The sequence below is a fragment of the Pseudescherichia sp. genome, assembly GCF_031987975.1.
Taxonomy (GTDB): domain Bacteria; phylum Pseudomonadota; class Gammaproteobacteria; order Enterobacterales; family Enterobacteriaceae; genus Pseudescherichia.
This window is the reverse complement of sequence record NZ_DALZYX010000006.1, coordinates 26,763-52,284: the sequence shown is the minus strand read 5'-3', so window position 1 is coordinate 52,284 and position 25,522 is coordinate 26,763. Positions and strand designations below refer to the sequence as shown.

Genomic DNA, 25,522 nt, shown 5'->3' with positions numbered 1-25,522 from the left:
CATGAAAGCAGCGGTGAAGACGCTTAAACCAAAACGTCAGGAAGAGCAGGCCAACTTTGTGAGTTGGCGTTTTGCGTTGCTTTGCGGCTGTATTTTGCTGGCGCTGGCGTTTCTGCTGGGGCGCGTTGCATGGTTACAGGTTATCAACCCGGATATGCTGGTGCGGCAGGGCGATCTGCGTTCGCTGCGCGTGCAGGAGGTCTCTACCTCTCGTGGTCTGATCACCGACCGCTCCGGCCGCCCGCTGGCGGTAAGCGTGCCGGTGAAGGCTATCTGGGCAGATCCGAAAGAGCTGCATGACGCGGGGGGGATTACGCTCGACAACCGCTGGAAAGCGTTGGCAGATGCCCTGCATCTTCCGCTCGATCAGCTTGCCGCTCGCGTAAATGCCAATCCGAAAGGCCGCTTTATCTACCTGGCGCGCCAGGTAAACCCGGATCTCGGTGACTACATCAAAAAGCTGAAGCTGCCTGGCATTCACCTGCGTGAAGAGTCGCGGCGTTACTATCCCTCCGGCGAAGTAACCGCTCACCTCATTGGCTTTACCAACGTTGACAGCCAGGGTATTGAAGGGGTCGAAAAAAGCTTTGATAAGTGGCTTACCGGCCAGCCCGGCGAGCGTATCGTGCGTAAAGACCGCTATGGCCGCGTGATTGAAGATATCTCCTCCACCGATAGCCAGGCTGCGCACAACCTTGCCCTGAGCATTGACGAGCGGCTGCAAGCGCTGGTCTACCGCGAGTTGAACAACGCCGTGGCCTTTAACAAGGCCGAATCCGGCAGCGCCGTGCTGGTAGACGTCAACACTGGCGAAGTGCTGGCGATGGCAAACAGCCCCTCCTATAACCCGAACAACCTCAGCGGTACGCAGAAAGACGTGATGCGTAACCGTACCATTACCGACGTATTCGAGCCTGGCTCCACCGTGAAGCCGATGGTGGTGATGACTGCCCTGCAGCGCGGCGTGGTCAGAGAGAACACCGTTCTGAATACCGTGCCTTACCGTATTAACGGCCACGAGATCAAAGACGTGGCGCGCTACAGTGAATTGACCCTGACCGGGGTACTACAGAAGTCGAGTAACGTCGGTGTATCAAAGCTGGCGTTAGCGATGCCCTCCTCAGCGCTGGTAGAAACTTACTCGCGTTTTGGCCTGGGAAAAGCGACCAATTTGGGGTTGGTCGGAGAACGCAGTGGCTTATATCCTCAAAAACAACGGTGGTCTGACATAGAGAGGGCCACCTTCTCTTTCGGCTATGGGCTAATGGTAACCCCGTTACAGTTAGCGCGAGTCTACGCAACGATCGGCAGCTACGGCATCTACCGTCCGCTGTCGATCACCAAAGTTGATCCGCCCGTTCCGGGCGAGCGTATCTTCCCGGAATCCATCGTTCGTACCGTGGTGCACATGATGGAGAGCGTGGCGCTGCCCGGCGGCGGCGGCGTGAAGGCGGCGATCAAAGGCTATCGCATCGCCATTAAAACCGGTACGGCGAAAAAGGTCGGGCCGGACGGACGCTATATCAATAAATACATTGCCTACACCGCGGGCGTCGCGCCTGCCAGCCAGCCGCGTTTTGCGCTGGTGGTGGTCATTAACGATCCGCAGGCGGGTAAATACTACGGTGGTGCCGTTTCTGCACCGGTCTTCGGGGCCATTATGGGCGGCGTGCTGCGCACCATGAACATCGAGCCGGACGCGTTAGCAACGGGCGAAAAAAGTGAATTTGTGATTAATGAAGGCGAGGGAACAGGTGGCAGATCGTAATTTGCGCGACCTTCTCGCTCCGTGGGTATCGAATTTGCCTGCGCGAGCTTTGCGGGAAATGACACTCGATAGTCGCGTGGCGGCAGCGGGCGATCTCTTTGTGGCAGTAATGGGCCATCAGGCGGACGGGCGTCGGTATATCCCGCAGGCGATAGCGCAAGGCGTGGCGGCCATTATTGCGGAAGCAAAAGGCGAGGCCGCCGACGGCGAGATCCGTGAAGTTCACGGCGTGCCGGTTATCTACCTCAGCCAGCTCAACGAGCGCCTCTCCGCGCTGGCCGGACGATTTTATAATGAGCCTGCCGAGCGTTTAAGCCTGGTGGGCGTCACCGGTACCAACGGCAAAACCACTACCACCCAGCTGCTGGCGCAGTGGGCACAGCTGCTGGGTGAAACCAGCGCGGTGATGGGTACGGTGGGCAACGGCCTGCTGGGCAAGGTGATCCCAACCGAAAACACTACCGGTTCCGCCATTGACGTTCAGCACGTGCTTGCCGATCTGGCAGGGCAGGGGGCAACCTTTGCCGCGATGGAGGTCTCCTCCCATGGCCTGGTGCAGCACCGCGTCGCCGCGCTGAAGTTCCGTGCTTCGGTATTTACTAACCTGAGCCGCGATCACCTCGATTATCACGGGGATATGGCGGGCTACGAATCGGCAAAATGGCAGCTCTTCTCCGCGCACCACTATGGTGAGGCGATCGTTAACGCCGATGATGAAGTGGGTCGCCGCTGGCTGGCCAATCTGCCGGACGCCGTTGCGGTCTCAATGGAAGGGCATATCAACCCGAACTGTCATGGCCGCTGGCTGAAAGCCGAGGCAGTAAGCTATCACGACAGCGGTGCCACGGTGCGCTTCACCTCCTCATGGGGCGAAGGCGAGATCGAAAGCCGCCTGATGGGGGCGTTTAACGTCAGCAATCTGCTGCTGGCGCTGGCAACGCTGCTGGCGCTGGACTTCCCGCTGAGCGATCTGCTGAAAACGGCGTCGCGCCTGCAGCCGGTATGCGGCCGCATGGAGGTCTTCACTGCACCGGGGAAACCCACGGTGGTGGTGGATTATGCCCATACCCCGGATGCGCTGGAGAAAGCGCTGCAGGCCGCGCGCCTGCACTGCACCGGCAAGCTGTGGTGCGTCTTTGGCTGCGGCGGCGATCGCGACAAGGGCAAGCGTCCGCTGATGGGGGCAATTGCCGAAGAGTTTGCCGACGTTCCGGTTGTCACCGATGACAATCCGCGTACCGAAGAGCCGCGCGCCATTATTAACGATATTCTGGCCGGCATGCTCGACGCAGGTCGCGCCCGGGTGGTGGAAGGCCGCGCCGAAGCGGTAACCAGCGCCATTATGCAGGCGAAAGAGAACGACGTCGTGCTGCTGGCCGGTAAGGGCCATGAAGATTATCAGATCGTCGGCACCCGGCGTCTCGACTATTCCGACCGCGTCACCGCCGCGCGTCTGCTGGGAGTGGTGGCATGATTAGCGTAACCCTAAACGAGCTGGCCCAGATCCTTAACGGCGAGCTGCACGGTCAGAGCCTGACCATTGATGCCGTTACCACCGATACGCGTCAGCTGACGCCGGGCTGCCTGTTTGTCGCCCTGAAAGGTGAACGCTTCGATGCCCATGACTTTGCCGATAAGGCGAAGGCGGGCGGCGCGGGTGCGCTGCTGGTCAGCCGTAAGCTTGATTGCGATCTGCCCCAGCTGGTGGTGAAGGATACCCGTCTCGCCTTTGGCGAAATCGCAGCTTGGGTGCGCCAGCAGGTGCCAACCCGCGTGGTCGCGCTCACCGGCTCCTCCGGTAAAACCTCGGTGAAAGAGATGACCGCTGCCATCCTCGGCGAGTGCGGCAATACGCTTTATACCGCAGGCAACCTAAATAATGACATCGGCGTGCCGATGACACTGCTACGCCTGACGAAAGAACACCAGTATGCGGTGATCGAGCTGGGGGCTAACCACCAGGGCGAAATCGCCTGGACCGTTAGCCTGACCCGTCCGGAAGCAGCGCTGGTCAACAACCTGGCCGCCGCGCACCTGGAGGGCTTCGGCTCGTTGGCGGGCGTGGCGAAAGCCAAGGGTGAGATCTTTACCGGCCTGCCGCTCGACGGCGTGGCGATCATGAATGCGGACAACAACGACTGGCTGAACTGGCAGAGCGTTATCGGCGAACGCAAAATCTGGCGCTTCTCACCGAACGCGGCCAACAGCGACTTCACTGCCAATAACGTGCATGTGACCTCGCACGGGACCACCTTCACGCTGCAAACCCCAACCGGCAACGTTGAGGTGCTGCTGCCGCTGCCGGGGCGTCACAACATTGCTAACGCGCTGGCCGCAACGGCGCTGGCGATGGCGGTGGGGGCAACGCTGGACGCGGTGAAAGCCGGGCTGGCGAAGCTGAAGGCCGTGCCGGGACGTCTGTTCCCCATCCAGCTCGCAGAAAACCAGCTGCTGCTTGACGACTCCTACAACGCTAACGTCGGCTCGATGACCGCCGCGGCGCAGGTGCTCTCCGAGATGCCGGGCTACCGGGTGATGGTGGTGGGCGATATGGCCGAGCTGGGCGATGAGAGCGAAATGTGCCATCAGCAGGTGGGTGAGGCGGCGAAAGCCTCCGGCCTCGATCGCGTGCTGAGCGTGGGCGTCCAGAGCAAAGATATCTCCGACGCCAGCGGCGTTGGCGAACATTTTAACGATAAAGCTGCGCTGATCGCGCGTCTCAAGACGCTGATTGCAGAGCAGCAGATTATTACCATTTTGGTGAAAGGTTCACGTAGTGCTGCCATGGAAGAGGTAGTACGCGCATTACAGGAGAATGGGACATGTTAGTTTGGCTGGCCGAGCATTTGGTCAAATATTATTCGGGCTTTAACGTCTTTTCCTATCTGACGTTTCGCGCCATTGTCAGCCTGCTGACCGCGCTCTTCATCTCCTTATGGATGGGGCCGCGCATGATCGCCCGCCTGCAAAAGCTCTCGTTTGGCCAGGTTGTTCGTAACGACGGTCCGGAATCGCACTTCAGCAAGCGCGGCACGCCGACAATGGGCGGGATCATGATCCTTACCGCGATTGTGGTGTCGGTACTCCTGTGGGCTTACCCCTCTAACCCCTACGTCTGGTGCGTGCTGGTGGTGCTGGTGGGCTATGGCATCATCGGCTTCGTCGATGACTACCGTAAGGTCGTGCGCAAAGACACCAAGGGCCTCATCGCCCGCTGGAAATATTTCTGGATGTCGGTCATCGCCCTGGGCGTTTCGTTTGCCCTCTATCTGGTGGGGAACGATACCCCGGCTACGCAGCTGGTGGTGCCGTTCTTTAAAGATGTTATGCCGCAGCTGGGCATCCTCTATATTCTGCTGGCCTACTTCGTCATCGTCGGTACCGGTAACGCCGTGAACCTTACCGATGGCCTCGACGGCTTAGCTATCATGCCTACCGTACTGGTGGCGTCAGGCTTTGCGCTGGTGGCCTGGGCAACCGGCAACATGAACTTTGCCAGCTATCTGCATATTCCCTACCTGCGTCACGCCGGTGAGCTGGTGATCGTCTGTACGGCTATCGTCGGGGCAGGGCTGGGTTTCCTGTGGTTTAACACCTATCCGGCGCAGGTCTTTATGGGCGACGTCGGATCGCTGGCGCTGGGCGGCGCGCTGGGCATTATTGCCGTGCTGCTGCGTCAGGAGTTCCTGCTGGTGATCATGGGTGGCGTATTCGTGGTAGAGACCCTGTCAGTGATCCTGCAGGTAGGTTCCTTCAAGCTGCGCGGACAGCGTATCTTCCGTATGGCCCCGATTCACCACCACTATGAACTGAAAGGCTGGCCGGAGCCGCGCGTTATCGTGCGCTTCTGGGTTATTTCGCTGATGCTGGTGCTGATTGGCCTGGCTACGCTGAAGGTGCGTTAATCATGGCAGATTACCAGGGTAAACAGGTCGTCATCATTGGGTTAGGGTTAACCGGGCTATCCTGCGTGGACTTTTTCCTCGCGCGTGGCGTAACGCCGCGGGTGATGGATACGCGTACCGCGCCGCCGGGGCTGGAGAAGCTGCCGGAGTCGGTGGAGCGCCACCTTGGTAGTCTGAATGACGACTGGCTGCTGGGGGCGGATCTGATCGTTGCCAGCCCTGGTCTCGCCCTGGCGCACCCTTCGCTGAGCGCAGCCGCCGAGGCTGGCGTGGAGATCGTCGGCGATATCGAGCTGTTCGTGCGCGAAGCCCAGGCACCGGTGATTGCTATTACCGGCTCTAACGGCAAAAGCACCGTCACTAAGCTGGTGGGTGAGATGGCGGAAGCGGCGGGCGTTAACGTCGGCGTTGGCGGCAACATCGGCCTGCCGGCGCTGATGCTGCTCGACAGCAACCGCGAGCTGTACGTGCTGGAGCTTTCCAGCTTCCAGCTCGAAACCACCTCCAGCCTGCGCGCCGTGGCGGCGACAATCCTGAACGTCACTGAAGACCATATGGATCGCTATCCGTTTGGCCTGCAGCAGTACCGCGCCGCCAAGCTGCGTATTTTTGAGAATGCCAAAGTTTGCGTGGTCAATGCCGACGACGCCCTGACCATGCCGGTCCGTGGCGCAGACGCGCGCTGCATCAGCTTTGGCGTTGACGTGGGTGACTATCACCTCAACCGCCAGCAGGGCGAAACCTGGCTGCGGGTGAAGGGTGAGAAAGTGCTCAACGTAAAAGAGATGAAGCTCAGCGGCCAGCACAACTATACCAACGCCCTGGCGGCGCTGGCGCTGGCGGATGCCGCAGGCCTGCCGCGCGCCACCAGCCTGAAGGCGTTGACCACCTTTACCGGTCTCGCGCACCGTTTCCAGCTGGCGCTGGAGCACAACGGCGTGCGCTGGATCAACGACTCCAAGGCGACCAACGTCGGCAGTACCGAGGCGGCGCTTAACGGCCTGCACGTAGACGGTACCCTGCATCTGCTGCTGGGCGGCGACGGCAAGTCGGCAGACTTCTCACCGCTGAGCCGCTACCTGAACGGCAATAGCGTGCGCCTCTACTGCTTTGGCCGTGACGGCGCAGAGCTGGCGGCGTTACGCCCTGAGATTGCCCAACAGACCGAGACGATGGAGCAGGCGATGCGTCTTATCGCACCGCAGATTAAGCCGGGCGACATGGTGCTGCTGTCACCCGCCTGTGCCAGCCTCGATCAGTTTAAGAACTTTGAACAACGGGGCGATGAGTTTACCCGTCTGGCGAAGGAGTTAGGCTAATGCGCTTGTCACTCCCGCGTCTGAAACTGCCACGCATGCCGCGTCTACCGGGACTGGGTATCCTGGAGTGGCTGTTTGCGGCGCTCAAGGGCTGGGTCATGGGGTCGCGCCCGAAGGATGACGACAGCCTGGTCATGTACGACCGGATGCTGCTGTGGCTGACCTTTGGCCTCGCGGCCGTCGGCTTTATCATGGTGACCTCCGCCTCGATGCCGGTAGGGCAGCGCCTGACCAACGATCCCTTCTTCTTTGCCAAGCGCGATGCGCTCTATATCTTCCTCGCGTTTTGTATGGCGATGATCACCCTGCGCCTGCCGATGGAGTTCTGGCAGCGCTGGAGCTCGGCGATGCTGATCGCCTCTATTGTCATGCTGCTGCTGGTACTGCTGGTAGGCAGCTCGATTAACGGGGCGTCGCGCTGGATCGACCTGGGCGTAATGCGCTTCCAGCCCGCCGAGTTCACCAAGCTTTCCCTCTTCTGCTACCTCGCCAACTACCTGGTGCGTAAGGTGGACGAGGTGCGTAATAACCTGCGCGGCTTCTTAAAGCCGATGGGCGTGATCCTGGTGCTGGCGGTGCTGCTGCTGGCGCAGCCTGACTTGGGTACCGTGGTCGTGCTGTTTGTTACCACCCTGGCGATGCTGTTCCTTGCAGGTGCCAAGCTGTGGCAGTTTATCGCCATCATCGGGATGGGCATCTCTGCCGTAGTGCTGCTGATCCTCGCCGAACCCTACCGTATCCGCCGTGTTACCTCGTTCTGGAACCCGTGGGAAGATCCCTTCGGCAGCGGCTATCAGTTGACTCAGTCCCTGATGGCCTTTGGCCGGGGCGAGTTCTGGGGGCAGGGCTTGGGCAACTCGGTACAAAAACTGGAGTACCTGCCGGAGGCACATACCGACTTCATTTTCTCCATTATCGGCGAAGAACTGGGTTATATCGGTGTGGTACTGGCGCTTTTGATGGTATTCTTCGTCGCTTTCCGCGCGATGTCTATCGGGCGTAAAGCGCTGGATATTGACCACCGTTTCTCGGGTTTTCTGGCCTGCTCAATCGGTATTTGGTTTAGTTTTCAGGCACTCGTCAACGTTGGCGCGGCCGCCGGGATGCTGCCAACCAAGGGTCTGACGCTGCCGCTGATCAGTTACGGCGGCTCCAGCTTACTGATTATGTCGACGGCGATCATGATGCTGTTGCGTATAGATTATGAAACGCGTCTGGAAAAAGCCCAGGCGTTTACACGAGGTGTTCGATGAGTGGGCAACCGAAGCGGTTAATGGTGATGGCAGGCGGTACGGGCGGGCACGTTTTTCCCGGCCTGGCGGTTGCGCACCATTTAATGGCCCAGGGCTGGCAGGTTCGCTGGCTGGGCACCGCCGATCGTATGGAAGCGGATTTGGTGCCAAAGCACGGTATCGAGATCGACTTTATTCGCATCTCCGGCCTGCGTGGGAAGGGGCTGAAGGCCATGCTGCTTGCGCCGCTGCGTATCTTTAACGCCTGGCGTCAGGCGCGGACGATCATGCAGCGCTTCAAACCGGACGTGGTGCTGGGGATGGGCGGCTACGTTTCGGGTCCGGGCGGCCTCGCCGCCTGGTCGCTGGGCATTCCAGTCGTGCTGCACGAGCAGAACGGCATTGCCGGACTGACCAACAAATGGCTGGCGAAGATCGCCACCAAGGTGATGCAGGCCTTCCCCGGCGCGTTTCCGCAGGCCGACGTGGTGGGTAACCCGGTACGTACCGACGTGCTGGCGCTGCCCCTGCCGGCGGATCGTCTCTCCGGCCGTGAAGGACCGGTGCGGGTGCTGGTCGTGGGCGGCTCGCAGGGCGCACGGGTGCTGAACCAGACGCTGCCCCAGGTCGCCGCCCGGCTGGGCGATACGGTGACGATTTGGCACCAGAGCGGGAAAGGCGCGCAGCAGACGGTTGAGCAGGCTTATGCCGACGCGGGCCAGCCGCAGCACAGAGTGACCGAGTTTATTGATGACATGGCGGCGGCTTATGCCTGGGCCGACGTGGTGGTTTGCCGCTCCGGCGCGCTGACGGTAAGCGAGATTGCTGCCGCCGGGCTGCCCGCGCTGTTTGTGCCGTTCCAGCATAAGGATCGGCAGCAGTACTGGAATGCGCTGCCGCTTGAGCAGGCGCACGCGGCGAAGATCCTTGAGCAGCCGCAGTTTACCGTTGATTCCGTCGTCGAGACGCTGGCGAGCTGGGATCGCGTTACGTTACTGGGGATGGCCGAGCGAGCGCGCGCCGCAGCCATTCCCGATGCTACCGACCGGGTAGCAAAAGCCGTAAGCCTTGCTGCACAGGCTTAACCATCGCGACGCCGTTTGCGTCGCACGAATTTTAGAAGTTTATGGCGTTTAGAGAATGAATACACAACAACTGGCGAAACTGCGTTCAATCGTGCCCGAGATGCGTCGCGTCCGGCACATTCACTTCGTGGGCATTGGCGGGGCCGGCATGGGCGGCATCGCAGAAGTGCTGGCGAACGAAGGCTATCAGATCAGCGGTTCCGACCTTGCGCCAAACCCAGTTACGCAGCAGCTGGCCGCCCTCGGCGCGACCATCTACTTCAACCATCGCCCGGAGAACGTGCGTGATGCCAGCGTCGTGGTGGTCTCCAGCGCCATCTCTGCCGATAACCCGGAGATCGTCGCTGCGAATGAAGCACGTATTCCGGTGATCCGCCGCGCAGAGATGCTGGCGGAGCTGATGCGTTTTCGTCACGGCATCGCCATCGCCGGAACGCATGGCAAAACCACCACCACCGCGATGGTCTCCAGTATCTATGCCGAGGCCGGATTGGATCCGACCTTTGTTAACGGCGGCCTGGTAAAAGCCGCAGGCGTGCATGCGCGTCTGGGCCACAGCCGCTACCTGATTGCCGAGGCGGATGAAAGCGACGCATCGTTCCTGCATCTGCAGCCGATGGTGGCGATCGTCACCAATATCGAAGCCGACCATATGGATACTTACCAGGGCGACTTCGAGAACCTGAAGCAGACCTTTATTAACTTCCTGCACAATCTGCCATTCTATGGCCGGGCTGTGATGTGCGTGGACGATCCGGTATGCCGCGAGCTGCTGCCGCGCGTTGGCCGTCAGACCACCACCTACGGCTTTAGCGACGACGCGGACGTGCGGGTAGAGAGCTACCAGCAGACCGGACCGCAGGGTCACTTTGTGCTGGTGCGCCAGGATAAACCTGATTTGCAGGTCACGCTGAACGCGCCGGGCCGTCACAACGCCCTGAACGCGGCGGCTGCGGTTGCAGTGGCTACGGAAGAGGGGATTGACGACGAGGCGATCCTGCGTGCGCTGGAGAGCTTCGAGGGTACCGGACGCCGCTTCGACTTCCTCGGCGAGTTCCCGCTGGAGCGGGTGAACGGTAAAGCAGGCAGCGCCATGCTGGTTGACGACTACGGTCATCACCCGACCGAGGTGGACGCCACCATTAAAGCTGCACGTGCAGGCTGGCCGGATAAAAATCTGGTCATGATTTTCCAGCCGCACCGTTTCACCCGTACCCGTGACCTGTACGATGATTTTGCCAACGTGCTGACCCAGGTCGACGCCCTGCTAATGCTGGACGTTTACGCCGCAGGCGAGACGCCGATCCCAGGCGCGGACAGCCGCTCCCTGTGCCGCACCATTCGTGGCCGGGGAAAAATCGACCCGATTCTGGTTCCCGACTCCGCCCAGGTCGCGGCGATGCTGGCCCCGGTATTAACCGGTAACGATCTCATTCTGGTTCAGGGCGCAGGTAACATCGGTAAAATTGCCCGCAGCCTGGCCGAGAATAAACTGAAGCCGCAGCAGTCGCAGGAGGAAGAGCGTCATGGCTAATAAAGTTGCAGTCCTGCTGGGCGGAACCTCCGCCGAGCGTGAGGTGTCGCTGAACTCTGGCGCAGCGGTGCTGGCTGGCCTGCGTGAGGGTGGGGTAGATGCCCATCCGGTGGATCCGCGTGACACCGACGTCACCCAGCTTAAGAGCATGGGCTTTGACAAGGTCTTTATCGCCCTGCATGGTCGTGGCGGTGAAGATGGTACGCTGCAAGGTTTGCTTGAACTGACCGGTATGCCTTATACCGGCAGCGGCGTAATGGCCTCGGCTATCTCGATGGATAAGCTGCGCAGCAAGCTGCTGTGGCAGGGCGCGGGTTTGCCTGTCGCGCCGTGGGCGGCTGTGACGCGTAAAGCCTTTGAGCAGGGTCTGGACGAGAGCGTGCTTCAGCACATCGCCAGCCTGGGTCTGCCGCTGATCGTTAAGCCCAGCCGGGAAGGTTCCAGCGTCGGCATGTCAAAAGTTGACGAAGCTGACGCGCTGCATGCGGCGTTAGCTTTAGCGTTTCAGCATGACGAAGAAGTCTTAGTTGAGAAGTGGCTGAGCGGGCCAGAATTTACCGTTGCAGTATTAGGGGAAGAAATTTTACCCTCAATTCGCATCCAACCCGCAGGAACCTTCTATGATTATGAGGCAAAGTATCTCTCTGATGAGACTCAGTATTTCTGCCCCAGCGGATTAGAAGCGGAGCGCGAGGCGCTGTTACGCGATCTGGTACTAAAGGCCTGGAACGTATTAGGCTGCCGTGGATGGGGTCGAATCGATGCCATGCAGGATCGCGATGGTCACTTCTATCTGCTGGAAGCGAACACCTCGCCGGGGATGACCAGCCACAGTCTGGTCCCGATGGCGGCTCGCCAGGCTGGATTAAGTTTCTCGCAATTGGTTGTACAAATTCTGGAGTTGGCGGACTGATATGTCGCAGGCTGCGCTAAACACGCGAAACCGCGAAGAGGAGGAAGTTGTTGCCTCCCGGCGGAATAATGGAACGCGTCTTGCAGGAATTGTTTTTCTGCTGGCGGTGCTGTGCACCGTGTTGGTGAGCGGCTGGATGATTCTGGGCTGGATGGATGACGCGCAGCGCCTGCCGCTGTCGAAGCTTGTGGTCACCGGCGAGCGCCACTACACGCGCAACGATGATATTCGCCAGTCGATTCTGGCGCTGGGCGCTCCTGGGACCTTTATGACCCAGGATGTGAACATCATTCAGAGCCAGATTGAACGTCTGCCGTGGATCAAGCAGGCCAGCGTAAGAAAGCAGTGGCCGGACGAATTGAAGATTCATCTGGTTGAATATGTCCCGATTGCGCGGTGGAATGATCAGCACATGATGGATGCTGATGGAAATTCGTTCAGCGTGCCCACCGATCGGGCTAAAGAACCGGGTCTCCCGCTGCTTTTTGGCCCGGAAGGGAGCGAAAGCGAAGTGTTGCAGGGTTTCCGCGACATGGGGCAGGTACTGGCGAAGGATAAATTTACGTTGAAAGAGGCGGCGATGACCGCCCGTCGCTCCTGGCAGTTGACGCTTAACAATGGAATCAAGCTCAACCTGGGCCGGGGGGATACGATGAAACGTCTGTCACGCTTTGTAGAACTCTATCCCGTTCTGCAGCAGCAGGCGCAAACCGACGGCAAAGAGATCAGCTATGTCGATCTGCGCTATGACTCGGGCGCGGCGGTCGGTTGGAAACCGGCACCCATTGTGGATCCTAATCAGCAACAGAATCAGGCACAGGCAGAGCAATAATGATCAAGGCGACGGACAGAAAACTGGTAGTTGGACTGGAGATTGGCACCGCGAAGGTCGCCGCTTTGGTAGGGGAAGTTCTGCCCGACGGTATGATCAATATCATTGGCGTGGGCAGTTGCCCGTCGCGGGGTATGGATAAAGGCGGGGTCAACGATCTGGAGTCGGTGGTGAAGTGCGTGCAGCGCGCCATCGACCAGGCCGAGCTGATGGCGGACTGCCAGATTTCGTCGGTTTACCTGGCGCTATCTGGCAAGCATATTAGCTGTCAGAATGAGATCGGGATGGTGCCCATTTCCGAAGAGGAAGTGACCCAGGAAGACGTTGAAAACGTTGTGCATACCGCTAAGTCGGTGCGGGTGCGCGATGAGCACCGGGTCCTGCATGTTATTCCGCAGGAGTACGCCATTGACTACCAGGAGGGGATCAAAAATCCGGTGGGTCTCTCCGGCGTGCGGATGCAGGCAAAAGTGCACCTGATCACATGTCACAACGATATGGCAAAAAACATTGTTAAAGCGGTTGAACGATGTGGCCTGAAAGTTGACCAACTAATTTTTGCCGGACTGGCGTCCAGCTATTCCGTATTGACGGAAGACGAACGTGAGCTGGGTGTCTGCGTAGTGGATATCGGTGGTGGTACAATGGATATCGCCGTGTATACCGGCGGTGCGCTGCGCCATACCAAAGTGATCCCCTATGCGGGGAACGTGGTAACCAGCGATATCGCCTATGCCTTCGGTACGCCGCCAAGCGATGCCGAAGCCATTAAGGTTCGCCACGGTTGTGCCCTGGGCGCTATCGTTGGTAAAGACGAAAGCGTAGAGGTGCCGAGCGTGGGCGGTCGTCCGCCGCGCAGCCTGCAGCGCCAGACGCTGGCAGAGGTGATTGAGCCGCGCTACACCGAGCTGCTCAATCTGGTGAACGAAGAAATTTTGCAGCTGCAGGAACAGCTCCGGCAACAAGGAGTTAAACACCATCTTGCAGCTGGGATTGTATTAACCGGCGGCGCAGCGCAAATCGAAGGGCTTGCAGCCTGTGCGCAACGCGTGTTTCATACACAGGTGCGCATAGGTGCGCCGCTGAATATCACGGGCCTGACGGACTATGCCCAGGAGCCGTACTATTCAACGGCGGTAGGTCTGCTGCACTACGGGAAGGAGTCCCATTTGAGTGGTGAAGCAGAGGTGGAAAAACGTGCGTCAGTCGGCTCGTGGATCAAACGTCTGAACAGCTGGCTGCGAAAAGAGTTTTAATATTTTCAGAGACCGCACAAAATTAGCGGTCTCAGGCGACAGGTACTTACATTGAATCCCTCTTGCAGCCTTAAGGCAGCTGAAGGATGATGTGTAAAATCGGAGAGAAAATTATGTTTGAACCTATGGAACTGACCAACGACGCGGTGATTAAAGTCATCGGCGTCGGTGGCGGCGGCGGTAACGCCGTTGAGCACATGGTGCGCGAGCGCATCGAAGGCGTTGAATTTTTTGCAGTAAATACCGACGCCCAGGCGTTGCGTAAGACCGCAGTGGGGCAGACCATCCAGATCGGCGGCGGCATCACCAAAGGTCTGGGAGCGGGCGCTAACCCAGAAGTCGGCCGCAACGCAGCCGAAGAGGACCGTGAGGCACTGCGCGCGGCCCTTGATGGCGCAGACATGGTATTTATCGCCGCCGGTATGGGCGGTGGTACAGGTACAGGTGCCGCTCCGGTGGTTGCCGAAGTAGCCAAAGATTTAGGTATTCTGACCGTTGCCGTCGTGACTAAGCCTTTCAACTTCGAAGGCAAGAAGCGTATGGCCTTTGCGGAGCAGGGGATCACCGAGCTGTCTAAGCACGTTGACTCCCTGATCACCATCCCGAACGACAAGCTGCTGAAGGTGCTGGGTCGTGGTATCTCTCTGCTGGACGCCTTTGGCGCGGCCAACGACGTGCTGAAAGGCGCGGTTCAGGGTATCGCCGAGCTGATCACCCGTCCGGGCCTGATGAACGTCGACTTCGCTGACGTGCGCACCGTGATGTCCGAAATGGGCTACGCGATGATGGGTTCCGGCGTGGCGAAAGGGGAAGATCGTGCGGAAGAAGCCGCCGAGATGGCCATCTCCAGCCCGCTGCTGGAAGATATCGACCTCTCCGGCGCGCGTGGCGTTCTCGTCAACATTACGGCGGGCTTCGACCTGCGTCTGGACGAGTTTGAAACCGTGGGTAACACCATCCGTGCCTTTGCGTCGGATAACGCGACCGTGGTTATCGGTACCTCTCTGGATCCAGAGATGAACGACGAGCTGCGCGTAACCGTGGTAGCCACCGGTATTGGCATGGACAAGCGTCCTGAAATTACCCTGGTAACCAACAAACAGCAGCAGCAGCCGGTAATGGATCGCTACCAGCAGCACGGTATGGCTCCTCTGAGCCAGGAGCAGAAACCGGCCGCGAAAGTGGTCAATGACCCGACGCCGCAGACCGCAAAAGAGCCAGATTATCTCGATATTCCGGCGTTTTTACGTAAGCAGGCTGACTAAGAATTAGCTGGAAGTTGGGCATTGTCGCTCTTTGTGCTAAACTGGCCCGCCGGTTGTATAGTACAATTCGGTTGGATTAGTAACTAGGCGAGATTATACGATGATCAAACAAAGGACACTTAAACGTATCGTTCAGGCGACTGGCGTCGGTTTGCATACCGGCAAGAAAGTCACCCTGACGTTGCGACCTGCGTCGGCCAACACCGGGGTCATCTATCGTCGCACTGACTTGAATCCACCGGTAGATTTTCCGGCCGATGCCAAATCTGTGCGTGATACCATGCTCTGCACCTGTCTGGTGAATGAGCATGACGTGCGGATCTCTACCGTAGAGCACCTCAACGCCGCGCTGGCGGGTCTGGGTATCGACAACATCATGATTGAAGTTGACGCCCCTGAGATCCCGATCATGGACGGTAGTGCAGCCCCGTTCGTTTACCTGCTGCTTGATGCCGGTATCGAAGAGCTGAACTGTGCGAAGAAATTTGTTCGCATCAAAGAGACCGTTCGCGTCGAAGACGGCGACAAATGGGCTGAATTCAAGCCGTACAATGGTTTTACGCTCGATTTCACCATCGACTTTAACCATCCGGCGATTGATGCCAGCAGCCAGCGCTACGCGATGAACTTCTCTGCCGACGCATTTATGCGCCAGATTAGCCGCGCGCGCACCTTCGGCTTCATGCGTGATATCGAATACCTGCAGTCTCGTGGCCTGTGCCTGGGCGGCAGTTTTGATTGTGCCATCGTAGTTGATGACTATCGCGTACTGAACGAAGACGGCCTGCGTTTTGAAGACGAGTTTGTGCGTCACAAAATGCTGGATGCGATCGGTGACCTGTTCATGTGCGGTCACAATATTATCGGTGCATTTACCGCTTACAAATCCGGTCATGCGCTGAATAATAAACTGCTGCAGGCGGTCCTGGCTAAACAGGAAGCCTGGGAGTATGTGACGTTCCAGGACGATGCTGAACTGCCTCTGGCATTCAAAGCACCCTCAACGGTACTGGCTTAATCCCCCAGACCGTTTTGTAAAAATTCGACTGGTTAACCTGGCACTCTCTCCGGTCAGGGGCGCCAGTCGTTTTTGTTTCCAGGTTTTACCGGTTCTCTTCTCGCCCTGATGCACAAATCCAGAGATAATTTACTGCTAAAAGCGGTGCGTTCGCTGTTTTCTTAAGCGTTTTCACCCGGCTATGCCCCTCATTGTTACTGCCGTGTAGCGCCTTTAATGGTAATATTTGGTCGCAAAATAACGGATGTTGATGTAAACCGGGTAGGTTTAACCCATTAATGGTGGAGCAAGTGAGCGGATTACTGACGCGCTGGCGACAATTTGGCAGACGCTACTTCTGGCCGCATCTCTTTTTAGGGATGGTCGCGGCGAGTCTTGGCTTGCCCGCGCCTGGTACGCAGAACCACTCCGCCCAGCCTGAGAAGGCGACCGCCAGCAATCACAACCGAACCAGTCCGGTCAACTTCACCAGCCTCGCGCTGCTTGAAGCCAGCCGCCGTCCGACCTTTACCGTCGACTACTGGCATCAGCATGCTATTCGCACCGTTATTCGCCACCTCTCCTTTGCGATGGCGCCTCAGGCGCTGTCGGTTGCCGAAGAGCCGCTGCCTGTCCAGGCGCACCATCTGGCGCTGCTGGATACGCTTAATGCCCTGCTGACCCAGGAGGGCAAGCCGCCGGTTATTGTTCGCCATAGCATCCTCGTCACTTCTGAACCGCACGCTGCGTTTGCCGTTGCCGACTGGCTCGCGCAGGTGCAGGGGATCCGCGCCGGACCTCAACGCCTCAGCTAAATTAACCGTTTCAACACCTTAATTTATCTGCCCATTTTGGGGCGTTTGAGAATTTATTATGCTTATTAAACTGTTAACAAAAGTATTTGGTAGCCGTAACGATCGTACCCTGCGCCGGATGCGCAAAGCCGTCACCGTCATCAACGGTATGGAACCGGCCATGGAGAAGCTCAGCGATGATGAGCTGAAAGCCAAAACCGCCGAGTTCCGCGCCCGTCTTGAAAAAGGCGAGACCGTAGAGAGCCTGATCCCAGAAGCCTTCGCCGTGGTTCGTGAAGCGAGCAAGCGCGTGTTTGGTATGCGCCACTTTGACGTCCAGCTGCTGGGCGGGATGGTGCTTAACGATCGCTGCATCGCCGAGATGCGTACCGGTGAAGGTAAAACCCTGACCGCAACCCTGCCGGCCTACCTGAACGCCCTGAGCGGCAAAGGCGTGCACGTGGTTACCGTCAACGACTACCTCGCCCAGCGTGACGCCGAAAACAACCGTCCGCTGTTTGAGTTCCTGGGCATGAGCGTGGGCGTCAACATGTCCGGTCTGCCTGCACCGGCCAAGCGTGAAGCCTATGCCGCAGACATCACCTACGGCACCAACAACGAATACGGCTTTGACTACCTGCGCGACAACATGGCGTTCAGCCCGGAAGAGCGCGTTCAGCGTAAGCTGCACTATGCGCTGGTGGATGAGGTGGACTCCATCCTGATCGACGAAGCCCGTACGCCGCTGATCATCTCCGGTCCGGCGGAAGACAGCTCCGACATGTACAAGCGCGTCAACAAAATCATTCCTAACCTGATCCGTCAGGAGAAAGAGGACTCTGACACCTTCCAGGGTGAAGGCCACTTCTCCGTGGATGAGAAAGCGCGTCAGGTAAACCTGACCGAGCGCGGACTGGTGCTGATTGAAGAGCTGCTGGTGAAAGAGGGCATCATGGACGAGGGCGAGTCGCTCTACTCCCCGGGCAACATCATGCTGATGCACCACGTCACCGCTGCGCTGCGTGCCCACGTGCTCTTCACCCGCGACGTAGACTACATCGTGAAAGACGGCGAAGTGATCATCGTTGATGAACATACCGGCCGTACCATGCAGGGCCGCCGCTGGTCCGATGGCCTGCACCAGGCCGTTGAAGCCAAAGAGGGCGTGGAGATCCAGAACGAGAACCAGACCCTGGCCTCCATCACCTTCCAGAACTATTTCCGTCTGTATGAGAAGCTGGCGGGGATGACCGGTACCGCCGATACCGAAGCGTTTGAGTTCAGCTCTATCTACAAGCTGGACACCGTGGTGGTGCCAACCAACCGTCCGATGATCCGTAAGGATCTGCCGGACCTGGTCTACATGACCGAAGCGGAAAAAATTCAGGCCATCATCGAAGATATCAAAGAGCGTACTGCTAACGGCCAGCCGGTGCTGGTAGGTACGATCTCCATTGAAAAATCCGAGGTGGTGTCAAACGAGCTGACCAAAGCGGGTATCAAGCACAACGTTCTGAACGCCAAATTCCACGCCAACGAAGCGGCAATTGTTGCCCAGGCGGGCTACCCGGCGGCGGTGACCATCGCCACCAACATGGCAGGTCGTGGTACTGATATTATGCTTGGTGGTAGCTGGCAGGCAGAGGTTGCCGCGCTGCCTGAGCCGACCGAAGAGCAGATTGCGAAGATCAAAGCAGACTGGCAGGTGCGTCATGATGCGGTGCTGGCCTCTGGCGGTCTGCACATCATCGGTACCGAGCGCCATGAATCCCGCCGTATCGATAACCAGCTGCGTGGCCGTTCCGGTCGTCAGGGCGATGCGGGTTCCTCTCGCTTCTACCTGTCGATGGAAGATGCCCTGATGCGTATCTTCGCCTCCGACCGCGTTTCCAATATGATGCGCAAGCTGGGGATGAAACCGGGCGAAGCGATCGAGCACCCGTGGGTGACCAAAGCTATCGCCAACGCTCAGCGTAAGGTAGAGAGCCGCAACTTCGATATTCGTAAGCAGCTGCTGGAATATGATGACGTCGCCAACGACCAGCGCCGCGCGATCTATACCCAGCGTAACGAACTGCTGGACGTAAGCGACGTCAGCGAAACCATCACCAGCATCCGCGAAGATGTCTTCAAGGCGACTATCGACGGGCATATTCCGCCGCAGTCGCTGGAAGAGATGTGGGATATCCCAGGCCTGCAAGAGCGCCTGAAAAACGACTTCGATCTCGACCTGCCGATTGCCGAGTGGCTGGACAAAGAGCCGGATCTGCATGAAGAGACGCTGCGCGAACGTATTATGCAGAGCGCCGTAGAGGTGTATCAGCGTAAAGAAGAGGTGGTCGGTGCTGAGATGATGCGCCACTTCGAAAAAGGCGTCATGCTGCAAACCCTCGACTCCCTGTGGAAAGAGCACCTGGCGGCGATGGACTACCTGCGTCAGGGCATCCACCTGCGTGGCTACGCGCAGAAGGATCCGAAGCAGGAGTACAAGCGTGAATCCTTCGCCATGTTCGCCGCTATGCTTGAGTCGCTGAAGTATGAAGTGATCAGCACCCTGTCGAAAGTGCAGGTGCGGATGCCGGAAGAGGTGGAGGAGATGGAGCAGCAGCGTCGTGAGGAGTCAGAGCGCCTGGCCCAGATGCAGCAGCTTAGCCACCAGTCCGACGACGCGCAGGCCGCGGCCGATCTGGCGGATCAGACCGGCGAGCGTAAAGTGGGCCGTAACGATCCGTGCCCGTGCGGCTCTGGCAAAAAGTACAAACAGTGCCATGGCCGTCTGAGCTAAGCGTGACACACTAAAAACAAAGGCGCAGATTCTGCGCCTTTTTTATGGAGCCTACCTGATGAAAGTATTGAACATCGCTGCCGGGATCATTCGCAATCCGCAGGGCGAGATCTTTATTACCCAGCGCGCCGCCGATGCGCACATGGCCAATAAAAAAGAGTTTCCCGGCGGCAAGATTGAGGCTGGCGAAACTCCGGAGCAGGCGCTGGCGCGCGAACTGGACGAAGAAGTAGGAATTACCGTTACCTCGGCGCAGCTGTTTGAGAAGCTGGATTACCAGTATCCGGAGCTGCACATTACCCTGTGGTTCTATCTGGTCGAAAGCTGGGAAGGGGAGCCGTGGGGCAAAGAGGGCCAGCCGGGGGAGTGGCTGACGCCGCAGGCGCTGAACGCAGACGATTTCCCGCCCGCCAACCAGCCGATTGTTGCCCGGCTGCGGGGCGAGTAGGATTTTAGCGTAGTGTAGTTCTGTAGGCCCGGTAAGCGTCGCGCCACCGGGCAATTCACGGCTTAAGGCTGTTTCTCTTCGCTCCAGCCATCGCTGTCGGAGAGATCGCCCTCGCTGGGGATGCGCTTCTCTTCGGCGGCCCACTCACCTAAATCAATAAGCTGGCAGCGTTTAGAGCAGAACGGACGAAACGGACTGGTCTCGTTCCAGATTACTTTCCGGCCACAGGTTGGGCAGTTTACAACGGTTTCTTCAGACATCATTGCTCCTTAACAGCAGGCCAGGCCAAAATCGAGACGCTCCGGCACGTGGCCGTTTTCGCTGTCCAGCGGCATAAAGCGGATGGCAAAGCGGCTCTTATGCCCAGAGATTTGCGGATAGAGCTGGTCGGCGAGCGTCAGCTCCAGACGCAGCAGATCGGCATCGTCACCGTTATCCTGGTAAAAGCCGTTCAGGCTGGTCTGCTTGCGGAAGGGCGCAGAGTTGCGGATCAGGTCGAGGATCAGCGTCAGGGTTTGGGTCAGCGGCTGAAGGCTGTTCAGCCAGACGGCGACCTGCTCATCGCGCTGGGACTGCGGGGCATAGAGCCACAGGTGCAGGGTTGGCAGATCGAAGCTGCAGCAGCCGCCGGGAATGGAGAGACGCTGGCGCACGAGGCCAATCAGCCGCTCTTCACGTAAGAGCTGCCCAACGCGCGGGGCAGCCATCAGGGTACTGCTGCTCTGCTTAAGCTGGTCGCGCACCGCATCAATGCGGCTCTGGTCTACTCCGGGCACTTCTACCCACGCTTTCAGCTTACGCTGCTGGCGCTCCAGCTCTTTCAACAGCTCGGTGCGGATATCGCCGCGTTCGAACACGTCAAGCAGGTCTCCGGCGTTACGAAAAAAATGTAAGGCGTCAGCGTGATCGCAGATAGGGAGGCGAGCCGAGAGCTGCTGGAGCAGAAATTCAATGCGCAACCAGGTGCGCATCTTTTCATTGAGCGGGTGTTCAAAAAGGACGTGGGTCTGCATTACGGTTTTTCCTGTGATACGACCTGGGAAGCGTAGCGTAGGTACGCCTCATGCAGGCGGGCAACATCCGATGCAACGGCATCTGGTGCGCCATTATTGTTAATAACATCATCCGCGACGGCAAGGCGTGCTTCTCGCGTGGCCTGAGCAGCAAGAATATGCTCGGCGTGCTCACGCGTGACGCCATCTCGCTCCATCGTGCGGGAAATCTGTGTCTCCGGGGAGACGTCAACCACCAGTACCCGATCGGCTTTGGTGTGCAGCTGGTTCTCCACCAGCAAGGGCACCACCCACAGCACATAAGGCGATGTGGCTTCAGCAATTTGCCGCTGGGTCTCTTCGTGGATCAGGGGGTGGAGTAGTGCATTAAGCCAGCGCTTATCGTCTGGTGAGGCAAAAATGCGTTCCCGCAGCAGGCGGCGGTTGAGCGTGCCGTCCGGCTGGAGAATCTCAGGTCCAAAATGGGCCGCAATTGCGCGTAGGGCAGGAGCGCCAGGCTCAACCACCTGGCGGGCGATGACATCAGCATCAACGACGCTAACCCCATTTTTCAGGAATTGATTGGCAACCGTACTCTTTCCGCTGCCGATTCCCCCGGTTAAGGCGACCGTATACCCCATAACGCAAAATCCCAGACTGCTCTGCCAGCTCACGATCTTTTGATCTATTTATTTCAAAAATCAAAAGGTTATAATTTGTACGGAAAACGAAATGCTCAATAATCCGGACTCTGCCCATTCGGCAGGTAAATTTATAGGATTGTAGCGTAAAAAAAGAGAATTTCGCAGTCTTGCGGAGTCCTATTTAGTGCGTATGATAGCGTCACTGGAGTTGTGTGTTAGCTCGTATGCGTTAGTCGCCATTAACCCCAGGAATCCGTTCATGCGTATTGAAGAAGATCTGAAATTAGGCTTTAAAGACGTTCTTATCCGCCCTAAGCGCTCTACCCTCAAAAGTCGTTCTGATGTCCAGCTGGAACGCGAATATACCTTTAAGCACTCTGGCATGACCTGGTCTGGCGTTCCTGTTATCGCAGCGAACATGGATACCGTAGGCACCTTCGCGATGGCGAAAGCGCTGGCGTCGTTCGACATCCTGACCGCCGTGCATAAGCACTACTCCGTCGAAGAGTGGAAAGCCTTTGTTGCCGCAGAGTCCGCAGACGTGCTGAAACACGTAATGGTTTCCACCGGCACCTCCGACGCCGACTTTGAAAAGACTAAACAGATCCTCGACGCCAGCCCGGCGCTGAGCTTTATCTGTATTGACGTTGCCAATGGTTACTCCGAGCACTTCGTGCAGTTCGTGGCCAAAGCGCGCGCGGCCTGGCCGACGAAAACCATCTGCGCCGGTAACGTAGTGACGGGCGAAATGTGCGAAGAGCTAATCCTCGCCGGGGCGGATATCGTTAAGGTCGGCATCGGCCCAGGCTCCGTCTGCACCACCCGCGTGAAAACCGGCGTCGGCTATCCGCAGCTCTCTGCGGTGATCGAGTGTGCCGATGCGGCCCACGGTCTCGGCGGCCAGATCGTTAGCGACGGCGGCTGCACCGTACCGGGTGACGTAGCTAAAGCCTTCGGCGGCGGCGCAGACTTCGTGATGCTGGGCGGTATGCTGGCCGGTCACGAAGAGAGCGGCGGCACCGTAGTCGATGAGAACGGTGAAAAATTCATGCTCTTCTACGGCATGAGTTCCGAGTCAGCGATGAATCGCCACGTTGGCGGCGTTGCGGGCTACCGCGCTGCGGAAGGTAAAACCGTTAAGCTGGCTCTGCGTGGCCCGGTTGAAAACACCGCCCGCGATATCCTTGGCGGCCTGCGTTCAGCCTGCACCTACGTGGGGGCTTCCCGCCTGAAGGAGCTGACCAAGCGCACCACCTTTATTCGCGTCGCCGAGCAGGAAAACCGCGTTTTCAATAGCCTCTGATGCCTCTGCTGGCGCGGTTCGCTGCGCCAGCTTCTCTCCTGTCGTTATCCCATTCCGCTCATCGCATCCCCCAGATGAAAAATCGGCAGATACATCGCCACGATCAGCGTTCCGATAATTATCCCGGTTACCACCAGCATCAGCGGCTCCAGCAGCGTCGCCAGGCTATCTGCCTGCTGCTGCGTCAGTTCGCTATGGTGACGGGCAAGGTTGTCGAGCATGGTATCGAGCGCCCCGGAGGCCTCACCGGTCTGCACCAGCTGGATGCACAGTGCGCTAAACTCGCCGCTGTTTTTCAGCGCCGCCCAGACGGGCATTCCCTGGGTTATCTCCTGATGTATGTAATGGATCGCTTCACGCCAGTACGGGCAGGTTAAGGTTGATTCGACGCTCTCCAGCCCCTGCAGGAAAGGAATGCCTGCCCGCTGGGTGAGGGCCAGCACGGTAAATATCTGGCTGAGCTTCTGCCCACGCACCAGACCACCGACGACCGGGATGCTCAGTAGCAGCCGCTGCCGGTAGCGGAGCCATGGCAGGGAGTTGCGCAGCGTATATCCGCCTGCGGCAAGCAGGAGAACGGCCGCGAGCGCCCAGGGACCAGTGTGAGTGACAATCCCCGCGAGCGCCATCACCCCGCGCGTGAGTGCTGGCAGCGGCGTATTGAAGGTCCTGTAGATGGCGGCGAACTCGGGCAGCACCAGCAGGATCATCGCCAGCGTTACTGCCACGGCCAGCGTGAGAACAATCAGCGGGTAGCGCAACGCCTTTTTTACCTTACCCGCCAGCTGCAGCTCAGCTTTTTGCTGGGCGGCAAGCTGGAAACAGCACTCATCTAATGCGCCGGTCAGCTCCCCGGTGTGGATCATGGCGATATAGATCGGCGGAAACACCGCAGGCCAGCGGCGCATGGCTGCTGAGAGCGCGGTGCCCTGGGCCAAATCTTCCGCCAGGCTTTGCAGCAGCGCCTGCCACTGCCGTACCGGATGCTGACGTGAGAGCATCAGCAGCGCATCGGGCAGGGTCAGGCCTGCCTTGAGCAGCGTTGCCAGCTGGCGCATCACCTCGCAGCGGTGCGTCCCGCACCAGGCCGCCGTTCGGACCGTGCTGCGCCTGAGCGTCAGGATAAAGATCTGCTCGGTTTGCAGCGCTTCGGCGACGGCCAGCCGGTCAGTAGCCCAGCGTGCGCCATGGCAGCGCTGGCCTGCGTCATCAAGTCCGCGCCAGAGCCAGAGCCGTTTAGCCTGCATTGGGCATTCCCAGCACTCGCAGCAGCTCCTCCAGGGTGGTTAGCCCCCGCTCAACGGCGAGACAGCCGCGTTCAAACAGGGTGGTCATACCCGTCTGCCGAGCCTGCCGCTCAATGCTCTCCGCAGGCTCACCGCTGGCGATGGCCTGACGCAGGGCAGGGTTGATGCTGAGTACCTCAAAGAGCGCGACTCTGCCGCAGAAGCCGTGATAGCACGCTTCGCAGCCGCCTGCCTGCCAGTGGGGCAGAGTGCGGGGCCACAGACCCTGCGGCAGGATAAGCTCCTCCGGCAGTCGGCGGCGACAGTGCGGGCAGAGCTTACGCACCAGCCGTTGTGCGACCACCAGCGAGAGGGCAGAGGCGATCATCCAGCGTGCAACCCCCATCTGCGCGATCCTGACCAGCGCCTCGCTGGTGGAGCTAGTGTGCAGGGTAGAGAGTACCAGGTGCCCAGTCTGGGAGGCCTTGATGGCGATCTCGGCCGTTTCACCATCGCGGATTTCGCCGACCATAATGATGTCCGGATCCTGGCGCAGCAGCGCCCGCAGCACGCTGTGAAAGTCCAGCCCGGCCCGGGGATTGATCTGCGTCTGGTTTAGCCCATCCAGCGGGATCTCAATAGGATCCTCTACGCTGCAAATATTCACCTCGGGAAGATTACGCGCCGCCAGCGCGCTATACAGCGTCACGGTCTTGCCGCTGCCCGTTGGCCCGGTAACCAGCAGCAGCCCCTGCGGCCTGGCGAGCGCCGCCTGAAACTGGGCCAGCTGCCGTGTGCCCATGCCCAGCGCGCAGAGATCCAGCGGCTGGTTCACCTGGTGCAGCAGACGCAGGACGATCTTCTCCCCATGGCGGCAGGGCAGCGTGGCGATGCGAAACGAGATTGCCCTGCCGGAGAGCGTAACCGTGAACTGCCCGTCCTGGGGCAGACGCCGCTCGGCGATGTCCAGGCTGCCCAGCACCTTCAGGCGTGCTGTCAGCGTCTTTGCGCTCTCCCGGGTTAGCGGAGGGAGGGCGTGCAGCACGCCGTCAATGCGCAGCCGGATACGGTAGTGGTTCTCTCCCGGCTCAACGTGGATGTCGGAAGCCCGCTGTGCCAGCGCCTGCTGGAGCGTCTGGTTAAGCAGTTCCACCACGGAGGGAGTCCCCTCGCTGATGGCAGGCAGATGGCTTTGCGCGACGAACGATGCGGGTATGTCCATAT

General features: G+C 59.0%; 22 protein-coding genes. 17 read left to right on the top strand and 5 right to left on the bottom strand.

The window, feature by feature from the left end:
* Position 1: 1 nt before the first annotated feature.
* From ftsI to mutT, 16 genes are all read left to right on the top strand, one after another.
* A complete protein-coding gene (gene ftsI / locus RTN40_RS11910; protein ID WP_312228647.1) occupies positions 2-1,768 on the top strand; it encodes a peptidoglycan glycosyltransferase FtsI in 1,767 nt (588 codons plus the stop codon).
* Positions 1,755-3,242 (top strand): UDP-N-acetylmuramoyl-L-alanyl-D-glutamate--2,6-diaminopimelate ligase, encoded by a 1,488-nt coding sequence (gene murE / locus RTN40_RS11905; RefSeq protein WP_312228646.1) that lies wholly within the window; start codon positions 1,755-1,757, stop codon positions 3,240-3,242. The genes ftsI and murE overlap by 14 nt, the downstream gene beginning before the upstream one ends.
* Positions 3,239-4,597: a UDP-N-acetylmuramoyl-tripeptide--D-alanyl-D-alanine ligase gene (gene murF / locus RTN40_RS11900; RefSeq protein ID WP_312228645.1), complete on the top strand. Its 1,359-nt coding sequence runs from the start codon at positions 3,239-3,241 to the stop codon at positions 4,595-4,597. The genes murE and murF overlap by 4 nt, the downstream gene beginning before the upstream one ends.
* Positions 4,591-5,673 carry a phospho-N-acetylmuramoyl-pentapeptide-transferase gene (mraY, locus tag RTN40_RS11895; protein WP_042390449.1) on the top strand — a complete coding sequence of 361 codons (1,083 nt, stop codon included), beginning with the start codon at positions 4,591-4,593 and terminating at the stop codon, positions 5,671-5,673. The genes murF and mraY overlap by 7 nt, the downstream gene beginning before the upstream one ends.
* A 2-nt stretch (positions 5,674-5,675) precedes the next feature.
* The gene (gene murD, locus RTN40_RS11890) at positions 5,676-6,992 is read left to right on the top strand and encodes a UDP-N-acetylmuramoyl-L-alanine--D-glutamate ligase (RefSeq protein ID WP_312228644.1); all 1,317 of its coding nucleotides are present in this window, start codon (positions 5,676-5,678) and stop codon (positions 6,990-6,992) included.
* Complete coding sequence (ftsW, locus tag RTN40_RS11885) at positions 6,992-8,245, top strand: cell division protein FtsW (protein WP_312228643.1); 1,254 nt, start codon at positions 6,992-6,994, stop codon at positions 8,243-8,245. The genes murD and ftsW overlap by 1 nt, the downstream gene beginning before the upstream one ends.
* The gene (gene murG / locus RTN40_RS11880; RefSeq protein WP_312228642.1) at positions 8,242-9,309 is read left to right on the top strand and encodes an undecaprenyldiphospho-muramoylpentapeptide beta-N-acetylglucosaminyltransferase; all 1,068 of its coding nucleotides are present in this window, start codon (positions 8,242-8,244) and stop codon (positions 9,307-9,309) included. Before ftsW ends, murG begins: the two co-directional genes overlap by 4 nt.
* Before the next feature lie 55 nt (positions 9,310-9,364).
* Positions 9,365-10,843: a UDP-N-acetylmuramate--L-alanine ligase gene (gene murC, locus RTN40_RS11875; protein ID WP_312228641.1), complete on the top strand. Its 1,479-nt coding sequence runs from the start codon at positions 9,365-9,367 to the stop codon at positions 10,841-10,843.
* Positions 10,836-11,756: a D-alanine--D-alanine ligase gene (locus tag RTN40_RS11870; RefSeq protein WP_312228640.1), complete on the top strand. Its 921-nt coding sequence runs from the start codon at positions 10,836-10,838 to the stop codon at positions 11,754-11,756. The genes murC and RTN40_RS11870 overlap by 8 nt, the downstream gene beginning before the upstream one ends.
* 1 nt (position 11,757) lies before the next feature.
* Complete coding sequence (ftsQ, locus tag RTN40_RS11865) at positions 11,758-12,588, top strand: cell division protein FtsQ (protein WP_312228639.1); 831 nt, start codon at positions 11,758-11,760, stop codon at positions 12,586-12,588.
* Entirely contained in the window at positions 12,588-13,844 is a 1,257-nt protein-coding gene (gene ftsA / locus RTN40_RS11860; protein WP_103820708.1) for a cell division protein FtsA, read from the top strand. The genes ftsQ and ftsA overlap by 1 nt, the downstream gene beginning before the upstream one ends.
* 113 nt (positions 13,845-13,957) lie before the next feature.
* Positions 13,958-15,109, top strand: coding sequence for a cell division protein FtsZ (gene ftsZ, locus RTN40_RS11855; protein WP_042390697.1), 1,152 nt, complete (start codon positions 13,958-13,960; stop codon positions 15,107-15,109).
* 100 nt (positions 15,110-15,209) lie between these two features.
* A complete protein-coding gene (gene lpxC / locus RTN40_RS11850; protein WP_312228638.1) occupies positions 15,210-16,127 on the top strand; it encodes a UDP-3-O-acyl-N-acetylglucosamine deacetylase in 918 nt (305 codons plus the stop codon).
* Between the two features lie 290 nt (positions 16,128-16,417).
* Positions 16,418-16,921, top strand: coding sequence for a secA translation cis-regulator SecM (gene secM / locus RTN40_RS11845; RefSeq protein ID WP_312228637.1), 504 nt, complete (start codon positions 16,418-16,420; stop codon positions 16,919-16,921).
* A 58-nt stretch (positions 16,922-16,979) separates the two neighbouring features.
* Complete coding sequence (secA, locus tag RTN40_RS11840) at positions 16,980-19,685, top strand: preprotein translocase subunit SecA (RefSeq protein ID WP_312228636.1); 2,706 nt, start codon at positions 16,980-16,982, stop codon at positions 19,683-19,685.
* Between the two features lie 58 nt (positions 19,686-19,743).
* Positions 19,744-20,133, top strand: coding sequence for an 8-oxo-dGTP diphosphatase MutT (gene mutT, locus RTN40_RS11835; RefSeq protein ID WP_154057924.1), 390 nt, complete (start codon positions 19,744-19,746; stop codon positions 20,131-20,133).
* A gap of 62 nt (positions 20,134-20,195) precedes the next feature.
* Here the strand turns inward: mutT and yacG are convergent, their stop codons facing one another.
* From yacG to coaE, 3 genes are read right to left on the bottom strand one after another with little or no spacing between them, the layout of a single operon-like run.
* Positions 20,196-20,393, bottom strand: coding sequence for a DNA gyrase inhibitor YacG (gene yacG, locus RTN40_RS11830; protein ID WP_238083103.1), 198 nt, complete (start codon positions 20,391-20,393; stop codon positions 20,196-20,198).
* A 9-nt stretch (positions 20,394-20,402) separates the two neighbouring features.
* Complete coding sequence (gene zapD, locus RTN40_RS11825; RefSeq protein WP_312228635.1) at positions 20,403-21,146, bottom strand: cell division protein ZapD; 744 nt, start codon at positions 21,144-21,146, stop codon at positions 20,403-20,405.
* Entirely contained in the window at positions 21,146-21,766 is a 621-nt protein-coding gene (gene coaE, locus RTN40_RS11820) for a dephospho-CoA kinase (protein WP_312228634.1), read from the bottom strand. Before coaE ends, zapD begins: the two co-directional genes overlap by 1 nt.
* A gap of 262 nt (positions 21,767-22,028) precedes the next feature.
* Between coaE and RTN40_RS11815 the strand changes: the two genes are divergently transcribed.
* Complete coding sequence (locus tag RTN40_RS11815) at positions 22,029-23,072, top strand: GMP reductase (RefSeq protein WP_312212163.1); 1,044 nt, start codon at positions 22,029-22,031, stop codon at positions 23,070-23,072.
* A gap of 44 nt (positions 23,073-23,116) precedes the next feature.
* Here RTN40_RS11815 and hofC read toward each other — a convergent pair whose 3' ends face one another.
* On the bottom strand, positions 23,117-24,319 hold the full coding sequence (hofC, locus tag RTN40_RS11810; protein ID WP_312228633.1) for a protein transport protein HofC: 1,203 nt from the start codon (positions 24,317-24,319) through the stop codon (positions 23,117-23,119).
* Positions 24,309-25,520: a type II secretion system protein GspE gene (gspE, locus tag RTN40_RS11805; protein WP_312228632.1), complete on the bottom strand. Its 1,212-nt coding sequence runs from the start codon at positions 25,518-25,520 to the stop codon at positions 24,309-24,311. The genes hofC and gspE overlap by 11 nt, the downstream gene beginning before the upstream one ends.
* Positions 25,521-25,522 lie beyond the last annotated feature (2 nt).

Coding starts and splice junctions, on each gene's coding strand:
- ftsI (WP_312228647.1), top strand. CDS start 2: ATGAAAGCAGCGGTGAAGACGCTTAAACCAAAACGTCAGGAAGAGCAG.
- murF (WP_312228645.1), top strand. CDS start 3,239: ATGATTAGCGTAACCCTAAACGAGCTGGCCCAGATCCTTAACGGCGAG.
- mraY (WP_042390449.1), top strand. CDS start 4,591: ATGTTAGTTTGGCTGGCCGAGCATTTGGTCAAATATTATTCGGGCTTT.
- murD (WP_312228644.1), top strand. CDS start 5,676: ATGGCAGATTACCAGGGTAAACAGGTCGTCATCATTGGGTTAGGGTTA.
- ftsW (WP_312228643.1), top strand. CDS start 6,992: ATGCGCTTGTCACTCCCGCGTCTGAAACTGCCACGCATGCCGCGTCTA.
- murG (WP_312228642.1), top strand. CDS start 8,242: ATGAGTGGGCAACCGAAGCGGTTAATGGTGATGGCAGGCGGTACGGGC.
- murC (WP_312228641.1), top strand. CDS start 9,365: ATGAATACACAACAACTGGCGAAACTGCGTTCAATCGTGCCCGAGATG.
- RTN40_RS11870 (WP_312228640.1), top strand. CDS start 10,836: ATGGCTAATAAAGTTGCAGTCCTGCTGGGCGGAACCTCCGCCGAGCGT.
- ftsQ (WP_312228639.1), top strand. CDS start 11,758: ATGTCGCAGGCTGCGCTAAACACGCGAAACCGCGAAGAGGAGGAAGTT.
- ftsA (WP_103820708.1), top strand. CDS start 12,588: ATGATCAAGGCGACGGACAGAAAACTGGTAGTTGGACTGGAGATTGGC.
- ftsZ (WP_042390697.1), top strand. CDS start 13,958: ATGTTTGAACCTATGGAACTGACCAACGACGCGGTGATTAAAGTCATC.
- lpxC (WP_312228638.1), top strand. CDS start 15,210: ATGATCAAACAAAGGACACTTAAACGTATCGTTCAGGCGACTGGCGTC.
- secA (WP_312228636.1), top strand. CDS start 16,980: ATGCTTATTAAACTGTTAACAAAAGTATTTGGTAGCCGTAACGATCGT.
- mutT (WP_154057924.1), top strand. CDS start 19,744: ATGAAAGTATTGAACATCGCTGCCGGGATCATTCGCAATCCGCAGGGC.
- yacG (WP_238083103.1), bottom strand. CDS start 20,393: ATGTCTGAAGAAACCGTTGTAAACTGCCCAACCTGTGGCCGGAAAGTA.
- zapD (WP_312228635.1), bottom strand. CDS start 21,146: ATGCAGACCCACGTCCTTTTTGAACACCCGCTCAATGAAAAGATGCGC.
- coaE (WP_312228634.1), bottom strand. CDS start 21,766: ATGGGGTATACGGTCGCCTTAACCGGGGGAATCGGCAGCGGAAAGAGT.
- RTN40_RS11815 (WP_312212163.1), top strand. CDS start 22,029: ATGCGTATTGAAGAAGATCTGAAATTAGGCTTTAAAGACGTTCTTATC.
- hofC (WP_312228633.1), bottom strand. CDS start 24,319: ATGCAGGCTAAACGGCTCTGGCTCTGGCGCGGACTTGATGACGCAGGC.
- gspE (WP_312228632.1), bottom strand. CDS start 25,520: ATGGACATACCCGCATCGTTCGTCGCGCAAAGCCATCTGCCTGCCATC.